Origin of the sequence: Neorhizobium sp. T7_12 (assembly GCF_002968535.1) — a bacterium.
In the GTDB taxonomy this organism is placed as follows: Bacteria; Pseudomonadota; Alphaproteobacteria; order Rhizobiales; family Rhizobiaceae; genus Neorhizobium; species Neorhizobium tomejilense.
On sequence record NZ_PVBK01000002.1, the window covers coordinates 218,705 to 239,851 of the forward strand.

The 21,147-nt window shown below is 62.0% G+C and carries 24 protein-coding genes; 8 read left to right on the forward strand and 16 right to left on the reverse strand.

Going from position 1 to position 21,147, the window contains the following annotated elements:
- The first annotated feature begins 234 nt into the window (after positions 1-234).
- A complete protein-coding gene (locus C5J26_RS06995; RefSeq protein WP_105401126.1) occupies positions 235-795 on the forward strand; it encodes a DUF2087 domain-containing protein in 561 nt (186 codons plus the stop codon).
- Between the two features lie 86 nt (positions 796-881).
- On the opposite strand, the gene C5J26_RS07000 is transcribed toward C5J26_RS06995, so the two are convergent.
- The 5 genes from C5J26_RS07000 to C5J26_RS07020 all read right to left on the reverse strand — a co-directional run bounded on the left by C5J26_RS07000 (position 882) and on the right by C5J26_RS07020 (position 6,566).
- Positions 882-1,718, reverse strand: coding sequence for a PhzF family phenazine biosynthesis protein (locus C5J26_RS07000; protein ID WP_105401127.1), 837 nt, complete (start codon positions 1,716-1,718; stop codon positions 882-884).
- 79 nt (positions 1,719-1,797) lie between these two features.
- Positions 1,798-3,786 (reverse strand): bifunctional 2',3'-cyclic-nucleotide 2'-phosphodiesterase/3'-nucleotidase, encoded by a 1,989-nt coding sequence (locus C5J26_RS07005; RefSeq protein ID WP_105401128.1) that lies wholly within the window; start codon positions 3,784-3,786, stop codon positions 1,798-1,800.
- A gap of 158 nt (positions 3,787-3,944) precedes the next feature.
- A complete protein-coding gene (locus C5J26_RS07010; protein ID WP_105401129.1) occupies positions 3,945-4,313 on the reverse strand; it encodes a response regulator in 369 nt (122 codons plus the stop codon).
- Positions 4,310-5,929 (reverse strand): sensor histidine kinase, encoded by a 1,620-nt coding sequence (locus tag C5J26_RS07015; RefSeq protein WP_105401130.1) that lies wholly within the window; start codon positions 5,927-5,929, stop codon positions 4,310-4,312. The genes C5J26_RS07010 and C5J26_RS07015 overlap by 4 nt, the downstream gene beginning before the upstream one ends.
- 298 nt (positions 5,930-6,227) lie before the next feature.
- Positions 6,228-6,566, reverse strand: a complete 339-nt coding sequence (locus C5J26_RS07020; protein ID WP_105401131.1) for a PilZ domain-containing protein — start codon at positions 6,564-6,566, stop codon at positions 6,228-6,230.
- A gap of 186 nt (positions 6,567-6,752) precedes the next feature.
- Here C5J26_RS07020 and C5J26_RS07025 point away from each other — a divergent pair, with 186 nt between their 5' ends.
- Both C5J26_RS07025 and C5J26_RS07030 read left to right on the forward strand, forming a co-directional pair.
- Positions 6,753-7,352, forward strand: coding sequence for a TetR/AcrR family transcriptional regulator (locus C5J26_RS07025; RefSeq protein ID WP_245441125.1), 600 nt, complete (start codon positions 6,753-6,755; stop codon positions 7,350-7,352).
- Entirely contained in the window at positions 7,349-8,182 is an 834-nt protein-coding gene (locus tag C5J26_RS07030) for a DMT family transporter (protein WP_105401133.1), read from the forward strand. Before C5J26_RS07025 ends, C5J26_RS07030 begins: the two co-directional genes overlap by 4 nt.
- Here C5J26_RS07030 and C5J26_RS07035 read toward each other — a convergent pair.
- The gene (locus C5J26_RS07035; protein WP_105401134.1) at positions 8,177-8,638 is read right to left on the reverse strand and encodes an Lrp/AsnC family transcriptional regulator; all 462 of its coding nucleotides are present in this window, start codon (positions 8,636-8,638) and stop codon (positions 8,177-8,179) included. The genes C5J26_RS07030 and C5J26_RS07035 overlap by 6 nt on opposite strands.
- A gap of 153 nt (positions 8,639-8,791) precedes the next feature.
- Between C5J26_RS07035 and ald the strand changes: the two genes are divergently transcribed.
- Both ald and C5J26_RS07045 read left to right on the forward strand, forming a co-directional pair.
- On the forward strand, positions 8,792-9,910 hold the full coding sequence (ald, locus tag C5J26_RS07040; RefSeq protein ID WP_105401135.1) for an alanine dehydrogenase: 1,119 nt from the start codon (positions 8,792-8,794) through the stop codon (positions 9,908-9,910).
- A gap of 181 nt (positions 9,911-10,091) precedes the next feature.
- Entirely contained in the window at positions 10,092-10,778 is a 687-nt protein-coding gene (locus C5J26_RS07045; protein ID WP_105401136.1) for a PadR family transcriptional regulator, read from the forward strand.
- Positions 10,779-10,845: 67 nt separating this feature from the next.
- Here the strand turns inward: C5J26_RS07045 and C5J26_RS07050 are convergent, their stop codons facing one another.
- From C5J26_RS07050 to C5J26_RS07075, 6 genes are all read right to left on the reverse strand, one after another.
- Positions 10,846-11,349: a DUF1203 domain-containing protein gene (locus C5J26_RS07050; protein WP_105401137.1), complete on the reverse strand. Its 504-nt coding sequence runs from the start codon at positions 11,347-11,349 to the stop codon at positions 10,846-10,848.
- A gap of 113 nt (positions 11,350-11,462) precedes the next feature.
- Positions 11,463-11,930 (reverse strand): hypothetical protein, encoded by a 468-nt coding sequence (locus C5J26_RS07055; RefSeq protein ID WP_105401138.1) that lies wholly within the window; start codon positions 11,928-11,930, stop codon positions 11,463-11,465.
- Entirely contained in the window at positions 11,930-12,487 is a 558-nt protein-coding gene (locus C5J26_RS07060) for a GNAT family N-acetyltransferase (protein ID WP_046668066.1), read from the reverse strand. Before C5J26_RS07060 ends, C5J26_RS07055 begins: the two co-directional genes overlap by 1 nt.
- Before the next feature lie 5 nt (positions 12,488-12,492).
- The gene (sseA, locus tag C5J26_RS07065; protein WP_105401139.1) at positions 12,493-13,359 is read right to left on the reverse strand and encodes a 3-mercaptopyruvate sulfurtransferase; all 867 of its coding nucleotides are present in this window, start codon (positions 13,357-13,359) and stop codon (positions 12,493-12,495) included.
- A 25-nt stretch (positions 13,360-13,384) separates the two neighbouring features.
- Positions 13,385-14,122: an alanyl-tRNA editing protein gene (locus C5J26_RS07070; protein ID WP_105401140.1), complete on the reverse strand. Its 738-nt coding sequence runs from the start codon at positions 14,120-14,122 to the stop codon at positions 13,385-13,387.
- 25 nt (positions 14,123-14,147) lie between these two features.
- Positions 14,148-15,185 (reverse strand): cysteine synthase A, encoded by a 1,038-nt coding sequence (locus tag C5J26_RS07075; RefSeq protein WP_105401427.1) that lies wholly within the window; start codon positions 15,183-15,185, stop codon positions 14,148-14,150.
- A gap of 342 nt (positions 15,186-15,527) precedes the next feature.
- On the opposite strand from C5J26_RS07075, the gene C5J26_RS07080 reads away from it, so the two are divergent.
- Positions 15,528-16,169: a ChrR family anti-sigma-E factor gene (locus C5J26_RS07080; protein ID WP_105401141.1), complete on the forward strand. Its 642-nt coding sequence runs from the start codon at positions 15,528-15,530 to the stop codon at positions 16,167-16,169.
- 33 nt (positions 16,170-16,202) lie between these two features.
- On the opposite strand, the gene C5J26_RS07085 is transcribed toward C5J26_RS07080, so the two are convergent.
- From C5J26_RS07085 to C5J26_RS07095, 3 genes are all read right to left on the reverse strand, one after another.
- A complete protein-coding gene (locus C5J26_RS07085) occupies positions 16,203-16,445 on the reverse strand; it encodes a DUF982 domain-containing protein (RefSeq protein ID WP_007772754.1) in 243 nt (80 codons plus the stop codon).
- A gap of 155 nt (positions 16,446-16,600) precedes the next feature.
- Positions 16,601-16,990 (reverse strand): DUF1236 domain-containing protein, encoded by a 390-nt coding sequence (locus C5J26_RS07090; RefSeq protein WP_105401142.1) that lies wholly within the window; start codon positions 16,988-16,990, stop codon positions 16,601-16,603.
- Positions 16,991-17,075: 85 nt separating this feature from the next.
- Positions 17,076-17,777: a DUF899 family protein gene (locus C5J26_RS07095; protein ID WP_105401143.1), complete on the reverse strand. Its 702-nt coding sequence runs from the start codon at positions 17,775-17,777 to the stop codon at positions 17,076-17,078.
- A 164-nt stretch (positions 17,778-17,941) separates the two neighbouring features.
- Between C5J26_RS07095 and C5J26_RS07100 the strand changes: the two genes are divergently transcribed.
- Positions 17,942-18,583 carry an alpha/beta fold hydrolase gene (locus tag C5J26_RS07100; protein ID WP_105401144.1) on the forward strand — a complete coding sequence of 214 codons (642 nt, stop codon included), beginning with the start codon at positions 17,942-17,944 and terminating at the stop codon, positions 18,581-18,583.
- 209 nt (positions 18,584-18,792) lie between these two features.
- Complete coding sequence (locus C5J26_RS07105) at positions 18,793-20,688, forward strand: bifunctional sugar phosphate isomerase/epimerase/4-hydroxyphenylpyruvate dioxygenase family protein (RefSeq protein ID WP_105401145.1); 1,896 nt, start codon at positions 18,793-18,795, stop codon at positions 20,686-20,688.
- 63 nt (positions 20,689-20,751) lie between these two features.
- On the opposite strand, the gene C5J26_RS07110 is transcribed toward C5J26_RS07105, so the two are convergent.
- Positions 20,752-21,063 carry a helix-turn-helix domain-containing protein gene (locus tag C5J26_RS07110; protein ID WP_105401146.1) on the reverse strand — a complete coding sequence of 104 codons (312 nt, stop codon included), beginning with the start codon at positions 21,061-21,063 and terminating at the stop codon, positions 20,752-20,754.
- Between the last annotated feature and the right edge of the window lie 84 nt (positions 21,064-21,147).

A 21,147-nucleotide genomic window follows, 5' to 3' on the forward strand; every position in this document is an offset into this window, starting at 1 on the left:
AGCATTCCCTCAACAACGGCGGAACGACCGGAGTACGCCGGCTGCGAGTTGACGATGTTTGGACCTCTGCTATAACGGCGCCACGGTCTGCAGTTCACCGAGGCGTCGCCGTCCCGAAAGGGAAGCTAAACCTGCACAGACAAAGATGATCAGCACTTATCCCGTGCTAGAGTCGACAAGCCGGCGACCAGCGACACCCTGATTTTGAGGGAATGGCGCGTTTAAGGATAAGACATGCCGAGATCCATCTTTCCCATGGAGATCGCCGACCTGTCGGCTTTCGCCAAATCCCTTCGCAGCGAAATCCTCAGGTTCGATCACAAGCCGAGCCATCTGGAGATGCTCAATCTGCTGGCGCGCGCAGCGGGTTTTCGCAATTACCAGCATTTTCGGGCTGCTGCCAAAACGGCCGACGTCGTCGCTGAATGGCGCCCGGTGCTGGACGACATGCCGGCCCCCGATGAGGCGCGGGTGCTCAAGACAGCGCGCCATTTCGATGAGGAGGGCAGGCTGGTGCGCTGGCCCGGCAAGCGCGGGCTGCAGGAGCTCTGCCTGTGGTTCCTGTGGTCGAAGATACCGGCGGACTGGGAGTTCACCGAACGTCAGATCAGCGAACTCTTGAACACGCTGCATCTGTTCGGCGATGCCGCGATGTTGCGCCGCGACCTCTTCGATTTCGGTCTCGTCCAGCGCACCCGCGACGGCCGTGAATACCGCCGCATCGAGCAGAAGCCGCCGGCGGAATTGAAGCTGCTGCTATCGCGGATCGGTCTCGCCAGGGCAACGGCGGCATAGCCGCCGGTCGCCCATTCCGGTCGGTTCAGATCGCGATCGTGAGCCATCGGTCGGGAATTTCCCCGCCGATGGCATCTCCGCCGGGGTCAGAGTTCCAGGGTCCCCTGAATACATGCGACCACGTCCCCACCGATCCAGATATCGTCGCCGACTTTGTCGACATACACTCGGCCGGCGCGACCGAGCACGGTGCCTTGGGCCGCAACGTAGCTTTCCGGCGCGACACCGGATCCGATCAGCCATTGGGCAAGGCCGGCATTGAGACTGCCGGTGACCGGATCCTCATAGCCGTTGCGGGTAAAAGCACGCACCTCGAATTGCGCCTCCTTGCCGTCAAGATCGGGATTGAAGCGTCCGACGAGCCCGACGCGGGTGCCGGCGAGAGCGGAATAGTCCGGCTTGACCGCCAGCACATCGGCGCGCGAGGGCAGGCGCACGCCGATCCAGTCCGGGCCGTTCTCGCACCAGTTGGAATCCTCGATCAGGTTGGTGGGCAGGCTGAGCGCCTTGGCGATCCGCTCCACCAGCGCCGGTTCCACAGGGCCGCTGCGCGTAAGCGGCGGCGCCGCAAACGCAAGCCGATTACCGTCACGGCGGATGCGGACGAGGCCCGCGCCGCATTCCTGCACGATATCGCCGGTCGGTGACGCCTGTTGCTGCGAGAGCCAGACATGCGCACTGCCGAGCGTCGGATGGCCGGCGAAAGGCAGTTCCTGCGACGGTGTGAAAATCCTGACCCGGTAGCTGGCCTTCGGATCGGTCGGCTTGAGCAGGAATGTCGTTTCGCTGAGATTGGTCCAGTTGGCGAAGGACTGCATCTGCGCGTCGCTCAAGCCGTCGGCGCCGATCACCACCGCAAGCGGATTACCGCGCATCGGCTGGCTGGAGAAGACGTCGACCTGCTGGAAGGAGAATTTTGGCATTGTCTTGCCTCATGCAGTTGAAAAGAAAGACGGCAGCCAAGGCTGCCGTCCAGATATCGCCGAAAGGTGGTATTGGCCGTTACAGCACGAGCCGGAACTTGGCGAAGCCGTTCTCGCCGTCGCCGGCGTCCTCGATCTTGGCACCCTTGACCGCGCTAGCGAACTGGCGGGCTTTGGGGCCGGTCTCGAAGATGGCGCTTGTGCCGGGCAGGGGCTTGAACGACCAGTTGGCGTCGGCCGACGGGTTGATCGTGCCCTGTTCGACGATATAGCGCACGATCACATCGCGGTTGGTGTCGGGCGCCACGAAGATCACCTTGTCGCCGGCGATCTCCGGGAACTTGCCGCCGCCGCCGGCGCGGTAATTGTTGGTGGCCACCACGAATTTCTGGGCCGGATCGATCGGCTTGCCGTTGTACTTGAGGTCGACGATGCGGTTGGAGTTGGCATTGATGAGCTTGCCGTCCTTGTCGAACCGGGTCGGCTGCGACAGGTCGATCTGGTAGGTCACTCCGTCGATGACGTCGTAATTGTAGGACGGGAAGTCATTGTTGAGGAGAGGCGCGTCTTTCGCGCCGGCTTGTACTTGGTTGAACATGCCGGCCGACATTTCGAGCCAGTTCTTGACCTGCGCTCCCGTGATCAGCACCGCCTGCACGGTATTCGGATAGAGATAGAGGTCGGCGACGTTCTTGATGGCGATGTCACCCGCCGGGACATCCGTGAAATATTCGGCGCCGCCACGCCCGCCCGCCTTGAAGGGCGCCGCCGCAGAGAGCACGGGAATGTCCTTGTACTGGCCCTCTTTCAGCATGTCCTTGATGTACCAGGTCTGCGCATTGGCGACGATCTGCACCGACGGGTCGTCGGCGACCAGTGCGAAGTAGGAATAGAGCGGCGCCGAGCTCTTGCCGACCGCGCGGCGGATATAGGCGAGCGTCGCCTCATGCTCTTCTTTCGCGGCAGCGATGATTTCCGGCTTGTCCTTGACGTCGGCGACGATCTTGCGGGCCTCGTCGCGATGGTAGATCGGCCGGGCTTCGGACGTGGAATCGACGATCTTCCAGCTCTTGCCGTCCTTTTCGAGCAGCAGGTCGATCAGCCCCATATGCGAGCCCCAGAAGCCGCCCATGACGGCCGGCTTGCCCATCAGCTTGCCCTTCTTGGTGTCGGCGCCGACAATGCCGTCGAAATCCTTGGTGCCCGGGAAGACCAGATGCTGGTGGCCGGTGAAGATCGCATCGATGCCTTGGATACCCGCGAGATAGAGCGAGGCGTTTTCCATCCGGTCGCTCTGTCCGCCGCCGTCGATGCCGGAATGGGAGAGGGCGATGACGATGTCGGCACCTTCCTCCTTCATGACCGGCACCCAGGCTTTGGCCGCGTCGACGATGTCTCGGGTCTGCGCCTTGCCTTCGAGGTTCTTTGCATCCCATGTCATGATCTGCGGCGGCACGAAGCCGATAAAGCCGACCTTGACCGGGCTCGTTGCGCCCGACCCGTCACGAATCTGCTTTTCGACGATCACGTAGGGCTTGAGGAAAAGCTCGTCCTTCTTGGCGTCGGAGGCGAGCTGGCCCTTGCTGAGGTTGGCGCAGACATAAGGGAAGCCGGAACCGGCCAGAACCTTGAACAGGAAATCGAGGCCGTAGTTGAATTCGTGGTTGCCGAGCGTGCCGGCATCGTAACCGAGCACATTCATCGCCTTTATGACCGGGTGCTTGTCGCCATCCTTCATGCCGCGCTCATAGGCCATGTAGTCGCCCATGGGATTGCCCTGCAGAAAGTCGCCATTGTCGATCAGCATGGAATTGCCGGCTTCGGCGCGGATCGCGTCGATGACCGAGGCAGTGCGGGCAAGGCCGAGCGTGTCGTTCGGCTTATCGGCGTAATAGTCGTAGGGGAAGACGTGGACGTGGATATCGGTCGTTTCCATGATGCGCAGATGCGCCTGATTGCCGGCCGCACGGGCGGCAAACGGGTGCAGCATGACAAGCGCCGACGAGGCGGCAAGACCTCCGAGCAGCGAGCGGCGGGTGATCGGATGAAGATCGTTGAGCGACGACATGGGCAGCCTCCTTGGAACGGACCGATAAGCGACAATTCGGCGCCATATTGACCCGCGTGGATTGTATCGCCAAGCGGATTCTGAGCGGTGGAGGAGATAGTCGTGAGGATCGCCGGCTCTATCCCAAAAGCGGTCGGATGACGTGTCAACCGGACGTATCAATAGGCCGCCATCCGCATCGCGTCGACGAGTTGGGCCATCTGGAAGGGTTTGGCAAGGACGGGGATGTGGCGCATGTCGGCAGGCAGGCCGAGCGGTCCGTATCCGGTCACGAAAATGAAGGGAATGTCCCGCGCAGTAAGGATCTCGGCGACCGGAAAGCTGGCTTCGCCGGCGAGGTTCACGTCCAGCAGGGCCATGTCCAGCGGAAGCGACCGGGCCTTGATGATCGCATCATCGAGCCGCGAGGCCGTCGCCATCGTCCTGCAGCCGATCTGCTCCAGGAACTCTTCGAGCATCATCGAGACAAGCGCCTCGTCTTCGATGATGAGGACGCGAATTCCGGCGAAGATATGGGTGTCGTTCACCTTGCCCCCATTTGCATGAATGGCGTCACCTCCGCCGAGACGGCGACATCGGCGAGCGGGGCTTCCATCGTGCCGATGATCCCGGCAGGCTGATCGAATATCACCGATGCCTTGCCGCCGAGATCCTGGGCAAGGCTGCGCTCGATCAGCCTGACGCCGAACCCGCGTCTCGAGGGCGCCACGACCGGTGGGCCGCCGCTTTCCGTCCATGTCAATCGCAGCAGAGGTTTGGCGCCCCCGACAATCTGCCAGTTGATCGCGACCTGACCATTGAGCGTCGAGAGCGCGCCGTATTTCAGGGCATTGGTCGTCAATTCGTGCAGACCCATGGCGAGCGCGAGCGCCGCCCGCGGCAGCAGCCGGAGGGGCGGCCCGGAGACGGCGAAGCGATAGTCCCCACCTTCGCCGAATGGTGCCAGCGCGCCGGTCACCACGTCGTCGATATTGGCCCCCTCCCAGTTTTCGCGGGTGAGCACGTCATGGGCGGCGGCCAGTGCCATGAGCCGCTGCTCCAGGTTCTGGCGCACGATCGGATCGCCACCCCGCAGGGTCTGGGAGGCGATGGCCTGGATGGTCGCAAGCGTGTTTTTGACCCGGTGGTTCAACTCGTTGACCATGAGCTGCAGCCGCTCTTCGATCCGTTTCCTCTCGGTGATCTCGATCGAGACGCCGACCAGGCCGATGACTTTGCCAGCGGCGTCGCGCAAGGGGGCTTTGGTCGACGACCATATCCGCGGATGGTGGCCTGCGTGGCTGATGACCTCTTCGAATTCCTCGGTTCTCGCCTGATCCATGATCCGGCGATCGTTGACCATAACCGCCCCGGCCTGGCTCTTGCTGCCCAGGAATTCCATGTCCGTGCGGCCCTCGACTTCGGACCATGGCCTGCCGATCAGGTCGAGCGTCGTGACATTCGCCAGGATGATGCGACCCTCCAGGTCCTTGGCGTAGATCAGTCCCGGCGCGGTTTCCAGGATGGTGCGCAGCAGGGTGTTGGTCTGATGGAGCTGCCGTTCGGCCAGCTTGATGGAGGTGATATCATGGCTGACTTCGATCGCGACTTCCGGCTCCCCGGCCTCGCCGCGGCTCAGCGACCATTTGCTGACGATGTGGATCTCCCTGCCGTCCTTATGGCGACGCGTGAGCTCACCCTGCCATTCGCCATCACGAACGAGGGCCGAATTGATTTCCTCGAGAGAGCTTGGGCAGCGGGTGTGCAGGAACTCGACACCGTCCTTTCCCAGGGCCTCCTTCTCCGAATAACCGTAAAGGCGCTCCGCGCCGATTCCCCAGAATACGATCCTGCCGTCGAGGCTGCGCAACATGCCCTGTGTCTGCCCGAATGCCTGCATGAACCGTTCAAGCCGACAGAACTTGGCGTCGATATCGCGCTGTATCCTTCGTTTTGCCCAGATGGATGCTGCGAACAAGGCGGTCGCAAGCGCCAGCAGGACCGCCGCCTCGGCCGCAGTGACGGCCGGACGGCTTGGCTCGTCGGACTGCGCCAGAAGTGCGCCCAGTGCCAGGAGGGCGACTGCAAAGCATGTGACAAGGGTAACCAGCAGGCGCGGCGCCCGCGATGTCGGAGAGGGCAGGCTAAAGGGAACAGCAACCATCTAAGCATCCTTTGTTTTGCCTGTGCGCCGTGGCTGTCGGCTCAATACAGGCGGAAAAAACGTGGACACTTGAACAGCCGCTACTCTTGACGAGGGCGGTTTTAGTTTCGCCGGCTCCGATTTAAATTAGGGTTTTATCACTTATGGATTCAACGGCAAGTAGTAAATAATCGGTAAACGCCAATCACCGCTTGATATTTCGGCGGGGCGCCGCCTTTACATTAATTTCAGTTATGCATGGCGATGATTCGCGACGCGCGAATGAAGCCGGGTGGAAGCGAAATTGAGCCAGCCGGCCTCAGCGCGAGACTGGAACTTCTCTGTGGAAGAAGCGGAAATAGGACGATACCTGCGCCACCGCATTGCTGTTGATGCTGAACTGCACGCCGAGCCGGCCGCTGCGGCGCCATTTGACGGTGCCTTCCAGGATGCCGAGTTCCTCGCTTTCGATCCGGACCGGACTGCCGTCAGCGGCATGCAACGTGCGCCCGCCGAGATCGAGCGCCATGCCGGTTGGCGAAAGGTCGGTAACGCGGCCTTCGACGGCTTGATTGAAATATTTGACAGTACCCAGGATGCGGGTCTTCTTGCGCTCGGCACTACGGGTCTTCATTCGTCCGTTGCTGGTGGTGATCATGCGGTGCGGCCCTCGTTGTCTCTTCTGTTGTTCCCACCAATAGGGAGAACCTGTTGAAGTCCGCTTAGGTCGATCCGTAAAAATCTATCGATGGCCCGAATCTCCTGATGGCGAAGCTCCTTGAGAGCGGTGACTTGACGGTTGCAAGCGATGCCACTAGTGATGAGACAGACCTGTCTCATCACTATGGTATGTTTCGTGTCATCCGAGCGGACTTCGCAAACTTCCTCGAAGCGGCAGCATATTGTCGAAACGGCCTACAGGCTGTTCAGGCAGGACGGCTTTCACGCGACCGGTATCGACCGGATCATCGCCGAGGCCCAGGTGGCCAAAATGACCATGTATCGTCATTTTCCATCCAAGGAGGGCTTGATCGTCGAAGTCCTCGATGAGCGGTTCCGGCGTTTCGAAGAGCAGCTCGACCGCATGGCGGCCTTGTCGAAGCAGCCGGAAGGGATGATCGACGATATCATCGGGTGGTACGGGCGCTGGTTCAATCGCGCGGATTTCAACGGCTGCCTGTTTGCCCATGCGCTTGCCGAATACAGCTCGCCCGGCCATCCCGTCTTCGAAGCCGCCGTCAGGCAGAAGGAAAGCCTCAGGCGCCGCATGGCGGAAATTCTGGCAAAGCTGATGTCCGGCGCCCAAGCTGAAGCGACGTCCATCGCAATCCTGATGCTCATCGAAGGAGCCACCCTGATGGCCGAGATGGGGCAGGGCGATAAAGCCATCGACGCGGCACGCAAGGCGGCAGCGGATATTGTCGCCGCAGGCTGCCGCACATGAGCGCATCCGTCGTCCTGCTCGCCCTCTTTGCAGCCGCGCTTCATGCCTGCTGGAACGCGTTCCTGCGCTCCGGCGCCGACCGTTTCTGGACGATGACGATCATGGCGCTGGCGATGACGGTTGTCGCCTTGCCGGTGGCGTTGATCCTGCCACTGCCGTCCCCTGAAGCGTGGTTCTATCTGGTCGGCTCCGCGGTCTTCCAGCTGATCTACAGCCTGCTGCTGGTCGCCGCCTATCGGCATGGGGAACTGGGGCAGGTCTATCCGATCATCCGCGGCAGCGCACCGCTGCTGGTGACGCTGGCAGGGGTGATCTTCGCGCGGGAACTGCCGCTGCCGCTCTCGATGGTCGGCATATGTTTTGTGGTGCTGGGTATCCTGCTTCTGGCCCTTGGCAGGGGGAAAGCCTCGACCGGTTCAATGCTCTACGCATTGGCGACCGGCGTTTCGATTGCTGGTTATTCGACGATCGACGCAGTCGGCATTCGCCTGTCCGGCAATACGAGCGCCTATATCGCCTGGGTCTTTGTGCTGCCCGGCATCCTGCTCCTGGTCGCCTTCATGGCAATGCGCGGACCCCTGCGGATCGATCTGCGGTCCCGTGAAACCGTAAAAGCGATCGGGGGCGGCCTGGTTTCGCTCGTCTCCTACGGCGTGGTGCTGCTCGCCTATTCGATGGCCCCGGCGGGGCCGGTTTCGGCTCTGCGGGAAACCAGCGTCGTGTTTGCGGTGATGATTGGCTGGCTGCTTCTCGGCGAGACGCTGTCCGCGAAGCGCATCGCAGCCTGTATCGTGGTTGCGGCCGGCGCCATTCTCATCGGGTTTTCATAGTCCCACATTCGGTTTGTCGATGATTTCGCGCAGCGCGAAGCTCGAATTGATCTTCACCACATGCGGCAGCGCCGACAGCCAGTCGCGATGGATCCGCTCGTAATCCTCGAGGTCCTTGGCGGCGACCCGCAGGATGTAGTCGTATTCGCCCGACATCAGGTAACAGACCAGCACGTTGGGACAGAGTTTGACCGCCGCTTCGAATTCCGTGAGCGTCCTGGCGAACTGGCCGGACAACGAGATGTGGACGATCACCATCATCTTGTAGTCGAGCGCCTTGTTGGAAAGCCGGGCGTGATAACCGCTGATCGTGCCGTTCTTCTCAAGGATGTCGAGCCGCCGCGAACAGGCGGACGCCGACAGCCCGACACGCTCGGCAAGCTCCGCATTGGAGATGCGGCCTTCCTGCTGCAAGGTTCGCATGATCGCAACATCAATGGCATCGAATGCGCTCATTCGTGGATCCTTCGAAAAATTGGCCGTTCAAGCAATTATCTGCGAAAATGCGACATTTCGCAATTCGTCTTCGCAAGGACATTCACGCGATTTTCTGGTTTTCTTCCTCACGGGAACATCAACGGCGAAAGCCACAACTGAGAGGAACGCTGAATGCGTGTCGGATGCCCGAAGGAAATCAAAAACCATGAATACCGCGTGGGGCTGACGCCCGGCGCGGTACGTGAATATGTGGCCCACGGCCACGAGGTGCTGATCGAGACCAAGGCAGGTGCCGGCATCGGCGCGGATGACGGCGCCTATGTGGCAGCCGGGGCCAGGATCGTCGGTTCGGCCAAGGAAATCTTCGAAAGATCCGACATGGTCGTCAAGGTCAAGGAACCGCAGCCCTCCGAATGGGTGCAGCTCCGCGACGGCCAGCTTCTCTACACCTATCTCCATCTCGCGCCCGATCCGGAACAGACCAAGGGTCTGCTCGCGTCCGGCGTCACCGCCATCGCCTACGAGACCGTCACCGACGATCGCGGCGGGCTGCCGCTCTTGGCTCCGATGTCGGAAGTCGCCGGCCGCCTGGCAATCCAGGCGGGCGCCACCGCGCTGCAGAAGGCCCATGGCGGCCGCGGCATCCTGCTCGGCGGCGTGCCCGGCGTGCTGCCGGCGAAGGTCGCCGTCATCGGCGGCGGCGTCGTCGGCCTGCATGCGGCCCGAATGGCCGCCGGGCTTGGCGCCGACGTCTCGATCATCGACCGGTCGCTGCCGCGCCTGCGCCAGCTCGACGACATCTTCAACGGACGCGTCCACACCCGTTATTCGACCATCGATGCGGTGGAAGAGGAGGTCTTCTCCGCCGACCTGATCATCGGTGCCGTGCTGATCCCCGGTGCTGCCGCGCCAAAACTGGTCAGCCGTGAGATGCTGTCAGGCATGAAGCAGGGCGCAGTCATGGTCGACGTCGCGATCGACCAGGGCGGCTGCTTCGAAACCTCGCATGCGACGACGCATTCCGAGCCGACCTACGAGGTCGACGGCATCGTCCATTATTGCGTGGCCAACATGCCGGGTGCCGTGCCGGTGACCTCGGCGCATGCGCTGAACAATGCGACGCTGCAGCACGGGCTGGCGCTGGCCGACCGTGGCCTGCGGGCGATCGCCGAAGACAGGCACCTGCGCAACGGCCTCAACGTTCATCGGGGCCGGGTAACCAACAAGCCGGTCGCGGAAGCGCTCGGCTACGAGGCCTTCGCTCCGGAAAGCCTGCTCAGCGTCGCGTAACCGGAAGTGCCGCGGACCGGCTGAGACACTTTAGGGGCTGGAGAGACGCCGGGCGCTTCGCGTCCGGCGTTTTTCTGTGTTCAGAATCAACACGATATGATTTAGATATATCTAACTCGTTGACGGAGCATCTAGTGTGCTTATCTTTAGATATATCGAAAGACAGTCTAAGGAGATTAAAATGTTCAAGCACAGGTTCGATGGACGTAATGGCTGCGGCGAACGCGGCGGCCGCAAAGGGTTCGAGGAAGTGTTCGCCGCCCGCGGAGGCCCGTTCGGTGGAGGATTTGGACGCGGCGGCCGGGGTGGTCCCGGCGGCGGCCGCGGTTTCGGCGACGACGGCGATGGCCGGATTGGCCGCTTCCTGATGCAGGGCGACCTGCGCCTCGTCGTATTGGCGCTGATCGAGAAGGAACCGCGCCACGGCTACGAGATCATCAAGCATATCGAGGATCTCACCTACGGCTTCTATGCGCCGAGCCCCGGCGTCATCTATCCGACGCTGACCTATCTCGAAGAGGCCGGCTATGTGGTCGCCGAGGCGGACGGCAACAAGAAGCGCTATGCGATCACCGACGAAGGCCGCAAATATCTCGACGAGAACCGCAGCTTTGCCGCGACGATCCTCGATCGGTTGTCGCAGCTCGCCGAGCGCATCAAGCAGCGGCAGGAGCGCCACGAGCGCGGCCGCGAAACCGGCCCGTCACTGCCGCGCAGCGTCGATTCCGCCATGCTCAACCTTCGCGAGGTGATTGCCCGCAAGCTCGAGGGTGACGAAAAGAAGGGCAGCGAGATCGTCAGGTTGCTGCTCGATTTCGCCGAAAGCCTCGAACGCGACGACGAGCAGGGTGACAATACCCAGAATTGAAGCCTAAGCGGAGTTCAGAACGAACATGATGGCGCGCCGCTTCGATAGAACGGCGCGCTTTCGCGTTTCAGATTGCGAGAGCCGTGTCCGCGAACGCCGGCACTTCGACCTTTTCGATCCGGCACTGGTAACAATTGTTGCGGGCCGAGCGGACATGCACATAGGCGATGTCGTCCCGGGCCAGCAGTCCCTCGGCGCGCGAGGGGATCATCTCGGTCGGCGTCACCGCGCCGCTGCCATAGACGATCCGGTCGTCCGGGCCGTAGCCGCGGACGATATAATCCGTGCTCGCCAGCATGGGCGGCAGGACCTCTTCAGCCGCGTAACGCCGGCAGGGCTGCTTGTGCAGGAAGATCGGGCCGGTTTCCGCATAGGGCTGCAGTGCTGGGAAAGGCCGGTAGGCGAGAACCAGCAATTCCTCGCCGGCATCGATATTCTTGAGGCAATGGCGGCAGGGATAACCGGGGCCGTCGGACGTCATCGTTTCCGGCTGGCGTCCGTAGGCGTCGGCGCCGCCCTTCCAGAGATGCTCGGCATCGGCGGCGGGCATGGCTTTGAAGGAAATGGTCATCGGGCTCTCCTGTGGTGCGTGTTGCACAAACAGATGCGCCTGCAGGACGCGTCTCGCCACCCGATACTTGCCTCCGGTCAAGAATATGAAATCCGTTGCGCCAGCGGGCTGTATCAGTTGCCTTTGGGCGGCGAGCGTATGATGTTTTCCGCGACGATGCTGGGGCTCGACCAGTCGGTGAAGGTTTCAGCCATCAGCCGCGATGCTTCGATCTCGATTCGGTCGCCTGTCCGCGTGGGCTGGTTCTGGTCGTTCCAATTCCGCTGCAGGGTACCGCGATAGCTCCTGTTGTCGAAGGGGGAGATGTAAGTGAAGGAGATGAACGTGTCTTCGGATACGTGCGACCCGAACTGCCGCCGCACCGCGCCGCAATCCGAGCTCCATTTGCGCGGTGGTTCGAAAAAGGGCATCTGCCGACGCGGCGGCCACTTCGAACAAAGGACTTCGACCCTGTCGATGCCGACCGTTTGCGGAATGTAGAGGGTGATCCTGACCACCCACCAGGAGATAAATAACAGGAGGACGACGAGCATCATCACCACCAGAGCGATCAGCATCGCCTTGGGTGAGAATCGCGACATCAGCCGTCGAGCGCTTTCAGGAGCTCGGCATCCGTCATCGGCGGAACCAGCGCTTCATAGGTGGAAACCGGCGAAAAACCCATCATCTGGTAGAGCTGCAGGGCGCGCGGGTGGTCGAGCGTATTGGTGGTGACGGTCACCTTCTGCGGATTGTCCTGCCAGGCGGCATAGAGCGCCTGGAGCAGGAACCACTTGCCGATGCCGAGCCCGATCGCCCGTTCGAACAGGCCGAAATAGGAGAGCTCGATGACGTCGTCGCTTTCCTTGAACAGCTCGAAAAAGCCGGCCGGCGCGCCGTTGACGTAGAGCACGGTCACGGAGGTCCGCGGGTTGTGGACGGCGGCCGCAAGTTCGTCGTCACCCATGCGCAGGCGCTTGTACCAGTGCCAGCGTTTGCCCACCTGCCGATAGAGATAGCGATAGTAGTGAAGCGGGATTTCGGGGGCGCGGATGATCGCCGTCTGGATATTGACCGGCACGGCCAGGCTTGTTTTCGGCGGTGCGGTCATTTCCAGGCTGGTGACATGGGCTTTCAGCGGAGCGGGCTTCCTGGCCATGGCGCTCACGCCGCTTTCGGCGAGGGCGGGCCGGTAACCACAGGCGTATCCTGCCTGCTGCCCCATTCGGTCCATGACCCGTCATAAAGCGCGTTGTCCTCATGGCCGAGGGATTCGAGCGCCAGCGTGATGATCGCGGCGGTGATGCCGGAGCCGCAACTCGTCACCACCGGCCGGCCGAAGTCGATGCCGGCATCCTCGATCGCCTTTTGCAGCTCGGGCAGCGTACGCAGCTTGCCGTTGACCGAGAACGTGCCGGACGGGAGACTGGCAGCACCCGGCATATGACCGGAACGCATGCCGGCGCGTGGCTCCGGGTCGGTGCCGGCGAAACGGCCGGCCGGCCGTGCATCGGCGATCTGGCGCGTGCCGTCGCTGACGATCGACAGCATGGTCTGAAAGTCGATCACCTTGTCGACCCGGAAATTCGGGGTGAAGGTGACGGGCTCGGGCGAGGGGACGGTCGTTTCGAGGGGACGGCCCTCGGCCTTCCAGCCGTCGATGCCTCCGTCGAGCACGAAGACTTGGCCTGCGCCCATGATCCGGAACAGCCACCAGCCGCGCGGCGAGGAGAAGATGCCGGGACCGTCATAGATGACGATCCGATCGTTTTCACGGATGCCCATGCGGCCGACGGTCTCGGCAAACACGTCCGGCGCCGGCACCATATGCGGCAGCCCGGTCGAGTGATCGGCGACCCTGTCGTGGTCGAAGCGGATGGCGCCGGGGATGTGCCCGGCTGCGTATTCGGCATCCGCGTCGCGGTTCTGCGCGGGAAGATAGAAGGAGGCGTCGAGGATCTTGAGGTCGGGGCTGCCGAGCTCGTTGTGAAGCCACTCGGACGAAACGACGAAACGGCTGGTTTCACTCATGTCATATCTCCTTTGGGCCGATATATCAGGCCTCTGCGCCGGGCTCGCCGAACCGGATGCGGAACCGGCGGTTTTCCTTACCCTTCTTCTCGATCTTGGCGATATGAATCGCCCCGACCTCCTGCGTTTCGGAGACATGTGTTCCACCGCAGGGCTGGCTGTCAACGCTGGAATTTTCGCCTATGCAGACGAGGCTGACCCGCCCGAGACCCATCGGCGGGCGCACGTTCTTCGACTTGACGATGCCCGGATTGGCGGCAAGCTCCTCGTCGGTGATCCACTGCACGTAGACGGGGTGGTTCTGGCCGACGAGCTCCATCAGCCTGGCGGTCACCTCCTGCCGGTCGATCGTGTCGGTCATGTCGAAATCGACACGCGACTCCTCTTCGCCGACGGCGGCCCCGGTGATCGGATACTGGCAGACGACGGAGAGAAGATGGCAGGCGGTGTGCATGCGCATCAGTCTGTAGCGGCGCTGCCAGTCGATATGCATGACCAGGTTTTCGCCGACCAGCGGCTGGGCCTCGCCTTCCAGGGGCACGTGGAGGACGATATCCTTGGTGGCGCCGTGTCTGGTCTGCCCAAGCTGGATTTTGGTGCCGTCGGCGCGTTCGAGAAAGCCGGTATCGCCCGGCTGACCGCCGGACGCGGCGTAAAAACAGGTGCGATCCAGCTCGATGCCGCCGTCCTCGTGGATGGCCGTCACCACCGCTTCTGCTGTCGATAGATAGAAGTCGTCGCGGTAGAGAGCTTCAACGGGCATGGATCACTCTGTTCTTTGAAGGGTATCAGACCGTCTGGAAGGGAATGTCGATCTGCCGTTTCTGCGTCAGCCATGCCGGCACCGGCAAGCCCTTGGATTTCAGGAAATCCGGGTTGAAAAGCTTGGACTGATAGCGGTTGCCGTAGTCGCAAAGCACCGTCACGATCGTGTGGCCGGGGCCGAGATCCCTGGCGAGGCGAACGGCGCCGGCGATGTTGATACCGGTCGAGCCGCCGAGGCAGAGGCCTTCGTGCTCGACCAGGTCGAAGATATAGGGCAGCGCTTCCGCATCCGGGATCTGGTAGGCGAAATCCGGCTTGAAACCTTCGAGATTGGCGGTGATGCGGCCCTGGCCGATGCCCTCGGTGATCGAATTGCCTTCCGACTTGAACTCGCCATGGGCGTAGAATTCATAAAGGGCGGCACCTTCCGGATCAGCGATGCCGATCTTGATGTCCGGGTTGCGGGCCTTGAGGCCGAGGGCGACGCCGGCAAGCGTACCGCCTGAGCCGACTGCGCAGATGAAGCCGTCGACCTTGCCGCCGGTCTGCTCGAAGATCTCGGGCGCCGTGGTCTGGACATGGGCTTCCCGGTTGGCGACGTTGTCGAACTGGTTGGCCCAGATCGCGCCGGCGGGTTCGGTCTTTGCGAGCTCCTCGGCAAGGCGGCCCGAGATTTTCACGTAGTTGTTCGGGTTCTTGTAAGGGACGGCGGGAACCTCGACCAGTTCGGCACCAAGCAGCTTCAGCGCGTCCTTCTTTTCCTGGCTCTGGGTTTCCGGGATGACGATGACGGTGCGGTAGCCGAGCGCCTTGGCGACCACCGTCAGGCCGATCCCGGTATTGCCGGCCGTGCCTTCGACGATGACGCCGCCGGGGCGCAGGAGCCCCTTCTTTTCAGCGTCGCGGATGATGTAGAGCGCTGCCCGATCCTTGACCGATTGGCCGGGGTTCAGGAACTCCGCCTTGCCGAGGATTTCGCAGCCGGTCGCTTCGGAAGCGCCGTTCAGCCGGATGAGGGGCGTGTTGCCGATCACGTCGAGGACGGAGGAATGGGAGGTCATCGGGGGTGCCTTCTTGTTCATCGCACATGTAAACAGGGTCTTTTCGGCGGACAAGGACCCGGAGGCAAGAAATTCTGTTTCCGGAAAGGGTTTGCCCCCGTAAAATCCATCTATCCGAGGCCGGATCCGCGGTTGCGGGGGGGCGGTTGAAAGAGGGCTCGAAGTGCCGTCCTCTAATGTATCGACAAGCCCTTAAAAAAATCGGCCCTTTTATATTGGAAGTAGTAATCCAAATTTCTCTCCATGCGTATAGACGTACAGTTAAAGCAGACACGAAACCGCTTTCGGCGACGCGTTGACCTCGCTTTGACCGGATTTTTGCATAAAACTGGCATTTTGGACATGCTGCGGAACCTTGAACGGCTGGATCTTCTGATCGCGCATTACGTGTCCGGCTCGCTTCCGGAGCCGGCTCACGTTCTCGTCGGTTCGCATCTGGAAATGCAGGCCTCCGCCGCGAAACTGGCCGGTCTCATGGAGGGCTTTGCCGGTGAGATCCTGCATATGACCCCGCCAGTGGCATTGTCGGCCCGCGAGCGACGGTTGGCTGAGATCTTCGCCTCCGCCGCGCCGGCGGAGCCTCCTGCCAGGATCTTCGCAAAATCGGGATTTCCAGCGCCGCTGCGTGCCTATGCAGGTACGGACCTTGCCGATATCAGATGGAAAACGAAACTCCCGGGATTGCGCCATCACGTCATCGAAAGGTCGAAGGATCTCGAGGCGAGCCTTTTATGGGTGCGGCCGGGGAGGGCGCTGCCCCAGCACGGCCATCAGGGGCTTGAACTGACATTGGTGCTCGACGGCGAATTTCACGACCATCGCGGTAATTTCGGCAAGGGTGATGTCTCGATCGCGGACGAAACACTGGACCATCGGCCGATCGCGGGCAAGCGCGGGCCGTGTCTCTGTTTTTCCGTGCTGTTCGCGCCGATCGCCCTTTCCGGCTCCACCCTCCGGCTTTTCGGCGATCTGATCGGTCTCTGAACCATCAAGGCCGGTGACCGCCGGCCCATTCGTTCAGTTCAGATGCAGTTGCGCTTCGCTGACCGCTTCTTCGAATTGCTGGCGCGCTTCCTCCGGCGATCTGCGCCCATCGAGCGCTGCCCGGCAGACGCTGCGCGCCTTGACAAAGTGTGGTCCGCGCATATCCGGCCACCGATCCGTCAGGAGCGCAAGCGCCTCGAACGGTCCGTTGATGACCTCAGTACCGAGTTGCCCGAAGGCGACGCGCACCGGTTTTTGCCAACTTGCCTGCGGCATCTTTCGTTTCCTCCCTGGATACCAACCTTGAAAAACGACGAAGCGCGCAATTGGTTCCGTCGGACTCCAAAAAATTTTCATCGGCAGGCGATGGCCAGAAAAACTAGCCGCCGTACCTTTCGATACGACGGCTTCCGGTCAGCAATACGGGGCGATTATTCGACGACCTGAACCACAGTGTGGGTGCGCGGATCGACGATGACGCGCTGCTGGTTGACGACGGCATAAGCGTAGGTCGGCGATTCCGGGATAGGCGTCAGCATGACCTGCTGCGGGATAGGCTGGCCGACGACGATGCGCTCCTGCACCACCACGGACTGCTGGACAGGTTGCTGGCGTACATAGGTGACGACCCGTTCCGGCGGCGGATCGATCGCCGTGCCGGCGACCGCGCCGACCACGCCGCCCACGGCAGCACCGACCGGTCCACCGACGATTGCACCGGTAACCGCACCGCCCACGGCACCGTTGACCGTGCTCTGCTGGGCCATGGCGCCGGTCGCGAGGAGACCGATCGCGGCGGAGAGAATGATGAGCTTTTTCATGGTCACTTCCTTTCGGTTGAAGTGGCCGGAGAACGTGGCGGCATCATCTTTCGTTCCGCTGCGATGGGCGCTTAGGACTTCAGTCCTAGTAGGACAGCTTGGGATACCAGTGCGGCGCGCGGCCTTCCGGGGTAGAGTCGAAGATCGTCCAGATAGGCATCAGATCGGGTGCGCCGCGTGGGTCCTGGCCCGGGTCGGCGGTGACGCCGCCCATCTCGCCGCCCCAGAAATGCCGCATGGTTCCATCCCGGCGGGTGAACACGTTGAAGGCCGCGTCGTCGCTGCCGTCCTTGCCGATCGCGTGGTAATCCCGGCTGAACTCGCCGCTGGTATCCGAATAGAGCGGCAGATGATGCCAGCCGCGCTCCCGTTTGAAATCGGTCAGGCGCTGCAGCGGCGAGCGTGCGACGACCGCGAACCCGACGCGCTGCTGGATGTCGGGAACTTCGCCGTCCCAGGAGGAAAGCAGCGAGGTGCACATCGGGCAGGGCCGCTCCCGCTCCGGACCGAACATATAGCTGTAGATGACCAGCGTTTCCTTGTCTCCGAACAGTTCCTCGAACGAGATCGTGCCGTTCACGCCCTCGAACGTGTAGTTCTTCGGCACATGACCGCCGGGCGGCAGATGGCGTCGCTGCTCGGCCACGCGCTCGATATGGCGGCGGAGCTCGATTTCCTCGGCAAGAAGCGCCTCGCGCGCCTCCCTGTATGCGGCGCTTTCGTTGGGAAAGTGCACACCGTTCTTTCTCGCAAGTTCGATTGCTGGTGTGAGGCTCTGCATATCCATGACATTCCTCCATCTGTAATGGCCGGGCAGGAGACTTGGCCTTGCCCCCGCTGATATAGTCGCCAAATTGTGGGCGAACACGGGCTCGCCCACATAAAGGACGTGCGTCGGCAGTCTATTCCGACAGGCGCGTGGGAAAAATGAACCGGAATTGGGGGAGCAGGATGTCAGGGCGATTTCTGATCGAGGGACCGGAAGATACACGTCTCACGATCCTGCTTGCGCACGGCGCCGGCGCGCCGATGGATTCCGCATCGATGACGGCTGCGGCGAAAGCCCTGTCCGCCAAGGGTTTTCGTGTGGCGCGTTTCGAGTTCGGCTACATGGCGGGACGGCGGACCTCCGGCGATCGCAAACCGCCGCCGCGGGCCGAGACGCTCAATCCCGAATACAAGGCGGCGGTCGCCGAACTCGGCGCGAAGGGACCCCTGATCATCGGTGGCAAGTCGATGGGCGGCCGGGTGGCGAGCATGGTCGCCGACGAGCTCTACACGGAAGGCAGGATCGCCGGCTTGTTGTGCCTTGGTTATCCGTTCCATCCTCCGGGAAAACCGGAGCAGCTCCGCACCCAACATCTCAAGGGGCTCAGAACCCCGACGCTGATCTGCCAGGGAACCCGCGATGAATTCGGCACCCGCGAAGAAGTACCCGGCTACGAACTCTCCAAAGCCATCGAAATCCTCTGGCTGGAGGATGGCGACCACGACCTGAAGCCGCGCAAGACGATCTCCGGATTCTCAGCCGCCGACCATCTCGCGACGATGGCGGAAACCGTGCTGGCCTGGATTGCCCTGTTGAAGCCCTGAACAGGTTCCAAGCACCCTACCGGGGCCCCCTGGGGCGTTCGAGCGCTGTCGCCGAGGCTGACCATCGCTCGCCCACAAACTTCTCATTTGATGTTACGAACTATTTAGTACAAAATGGTGTCGCTGAAGCCGGCTCGAAGCGGGAGGTCGCTCGCTGGCGCATCTGAGGAGCCTCTTCGGTCACATTCCGAGGAAATGGGAGGGAGCGCATGAAAACGTCGATAGCCACGGTTTCGATCAGCGGAGAGCTGCCCGAGAAGCTGGAAGCGATTGCCAAGGCCGGTTTCGATGGAGTGGAGATCTTCGAAAACGATTTCCTCGCCTTTGACGGCAGCCCTTTGGATGTCGGGAAAATGGTCCGCGATCATGGCCTGGAGATCACGCTGTTCCAGCCGTTCCGCGATTTCGAGGGCATGCCCCCCTCGCATCGGAGCCGCACCTTCGATCGTGCCGAACGCAAGTTCGATGTGATGCAGGAACTCGGCACCGACCTCGTCCTCGTCTGCTCCAACGTCTCGCCGGTCTCGCTCGGCGGCATCGACCGGGCGGCGGCCGATTTCCACGAACTGGGTGAACGGGCGGCCAAACGTGGGTTGAGGGTGGGCTATGAGGCGCTCGCCTGGGGCCGACATATCAACGACCACCGCGATGCCTGGGAGATCGTGCGGCGTGCCGACCACCCGAATATCGGGCTGATCCTCGACAGCTTTCACACCCTGTCGCGCAAGATCGACATCAATTCGATCCGCTCCATCCCGAAGGACAAGATCTTCATCGTCCAGCTTGCCGATGCGCCGCTGATCGACATGGACCTGCTCTACTGGTCGCGGCATTTCCGCAACATGCCGGGCGAGGGCGATCTGCCGGTGACCGCCTTTACCACCGCGATCGCCGAGACCGGCTACGACGGCTATTTCTCGCTGGAAATCTTCAACGACCAGTTCCGTGGCGGATCCAGCCGGGCGATTGCCGATGACGGCTACCGCTCACTCATCTATCTGGGCGACCAGGTGCGGCGCAGCCCGAACGCATCGGGTCTGACGGTTCGCGACATGCCCGACCGCGCTTCGGTCAAAGGCGTCGGTTTCGTGGAATTCTCCTCCGACGAGAAGGATGCGGCCGATCTTGCCGCGATCCTGCGAACGCTCGGTTTCCGCAAGACCGCCGTGCACAAGTCGAAGAAGGTCGGCCTCTACAGCCAGGGCGATATCCGGCTCCTCGTCAATACCGACGAAAAGGGATTTGCCAACGCCTCGTTTGCCGTCCACGGCACCTCGGCCTATGCGATGGCTCTGGTCGTCGAGGATGCCGGGCAGGCGTTCGAAAGGGCGGTGGCGCTGGGGGCGGAACCGTTCCGGCAGCAGGTGGCAGCGGGCGAGGTGGAGATACCGGCGATCCGCGGCGTCGGCGGCGGGCTTGTCTACCTGATCGACGACAAGAGCAATCTCGGCCGTTTTTCCGAGATCGATTTCCAGCCCGTCAACGAAGAGGGCGAAGCCGAGGTGGCGCCGGCGCATCTCAGGCATGTCGATCATATCGCCCAGACGGTCGCCTACGAGGAGATGCTGACCTGGCTGCTCTTCTACACCTCGATCTTCGAGACGCAGAAGACGCCGATGGTCGATATCATCGATCCGGCCGGCGTGATACGCAGCCAGGTGGTCGAAAACGCCTCCGGCACGCTGCGGATCACCTTGAACGGTGCCGAGAACCGCCGCACGCTCGCGGGTCATTTCATCGCCGAAAAATTCGGATCCGGCGTCCAGCATCTCGCCTTCCAGACCGACGACATCTTTGCGACGGCCGCGGCGTTGCGCAAGAACGGTTTCAAGCCGCTTGCCATCTCGCCTAACTACTATGGCGACGTCGAAGCCCGCTTCGGCCTCGATGCGGAGCTTTCGGAGCGGCTGAAGGAAGAGAACATCCTCTACGACCGCGACGAGCACGGCGAGTATTTCCAGCTCTACAGCATGACCTATGGCGAGGGCTTCTTCTTCGAGATTGTCGAACGGCGCGGCTATCGCGGTTACGGCGCCCCGAACGCCATCTTCCGGATCGCGGCGCTGAAGAGGGCGCTTCGCCCTGAAGGCATGCCGAGGATTTAAACGGCGCCGGGACGGTTCGGTCACCAACTGGTGATACCCGGTCAGGGCCGCGCTCCGCTCGACCTATTGCCGTGTCTGGACGGCTCTCGGGCAGACGCCGAAATGGCCGCCTTCCATGTGGACGAAAGCGACGCCGCCCTCTTCGAAGGCGAGGCGCAGCTGCGCCTCCGTCGCGCGGTGCAGGTCGTGCCGGCTGCCTTCGTAATCACGGATAGTGCTGCGCGACACGCCCGACCGCTCGGCGAGATCGGTCTGCGTCCAATCCAGAAACCCACGGGCGGCACGACACAAGGCCGGCGTCAAAATTGCGTTCTTTGCGGCTTGACCCATCTCACCAAACTGCCCATATTGGTCAACATCTCCCATATATGGCAATTTGGATTCGATTGCTAGATGGAGCATTCGCAGGCATCTTCGCATCAGGCACAGGGCGAAGCGCAGCACATGGAAAGGCCGGAG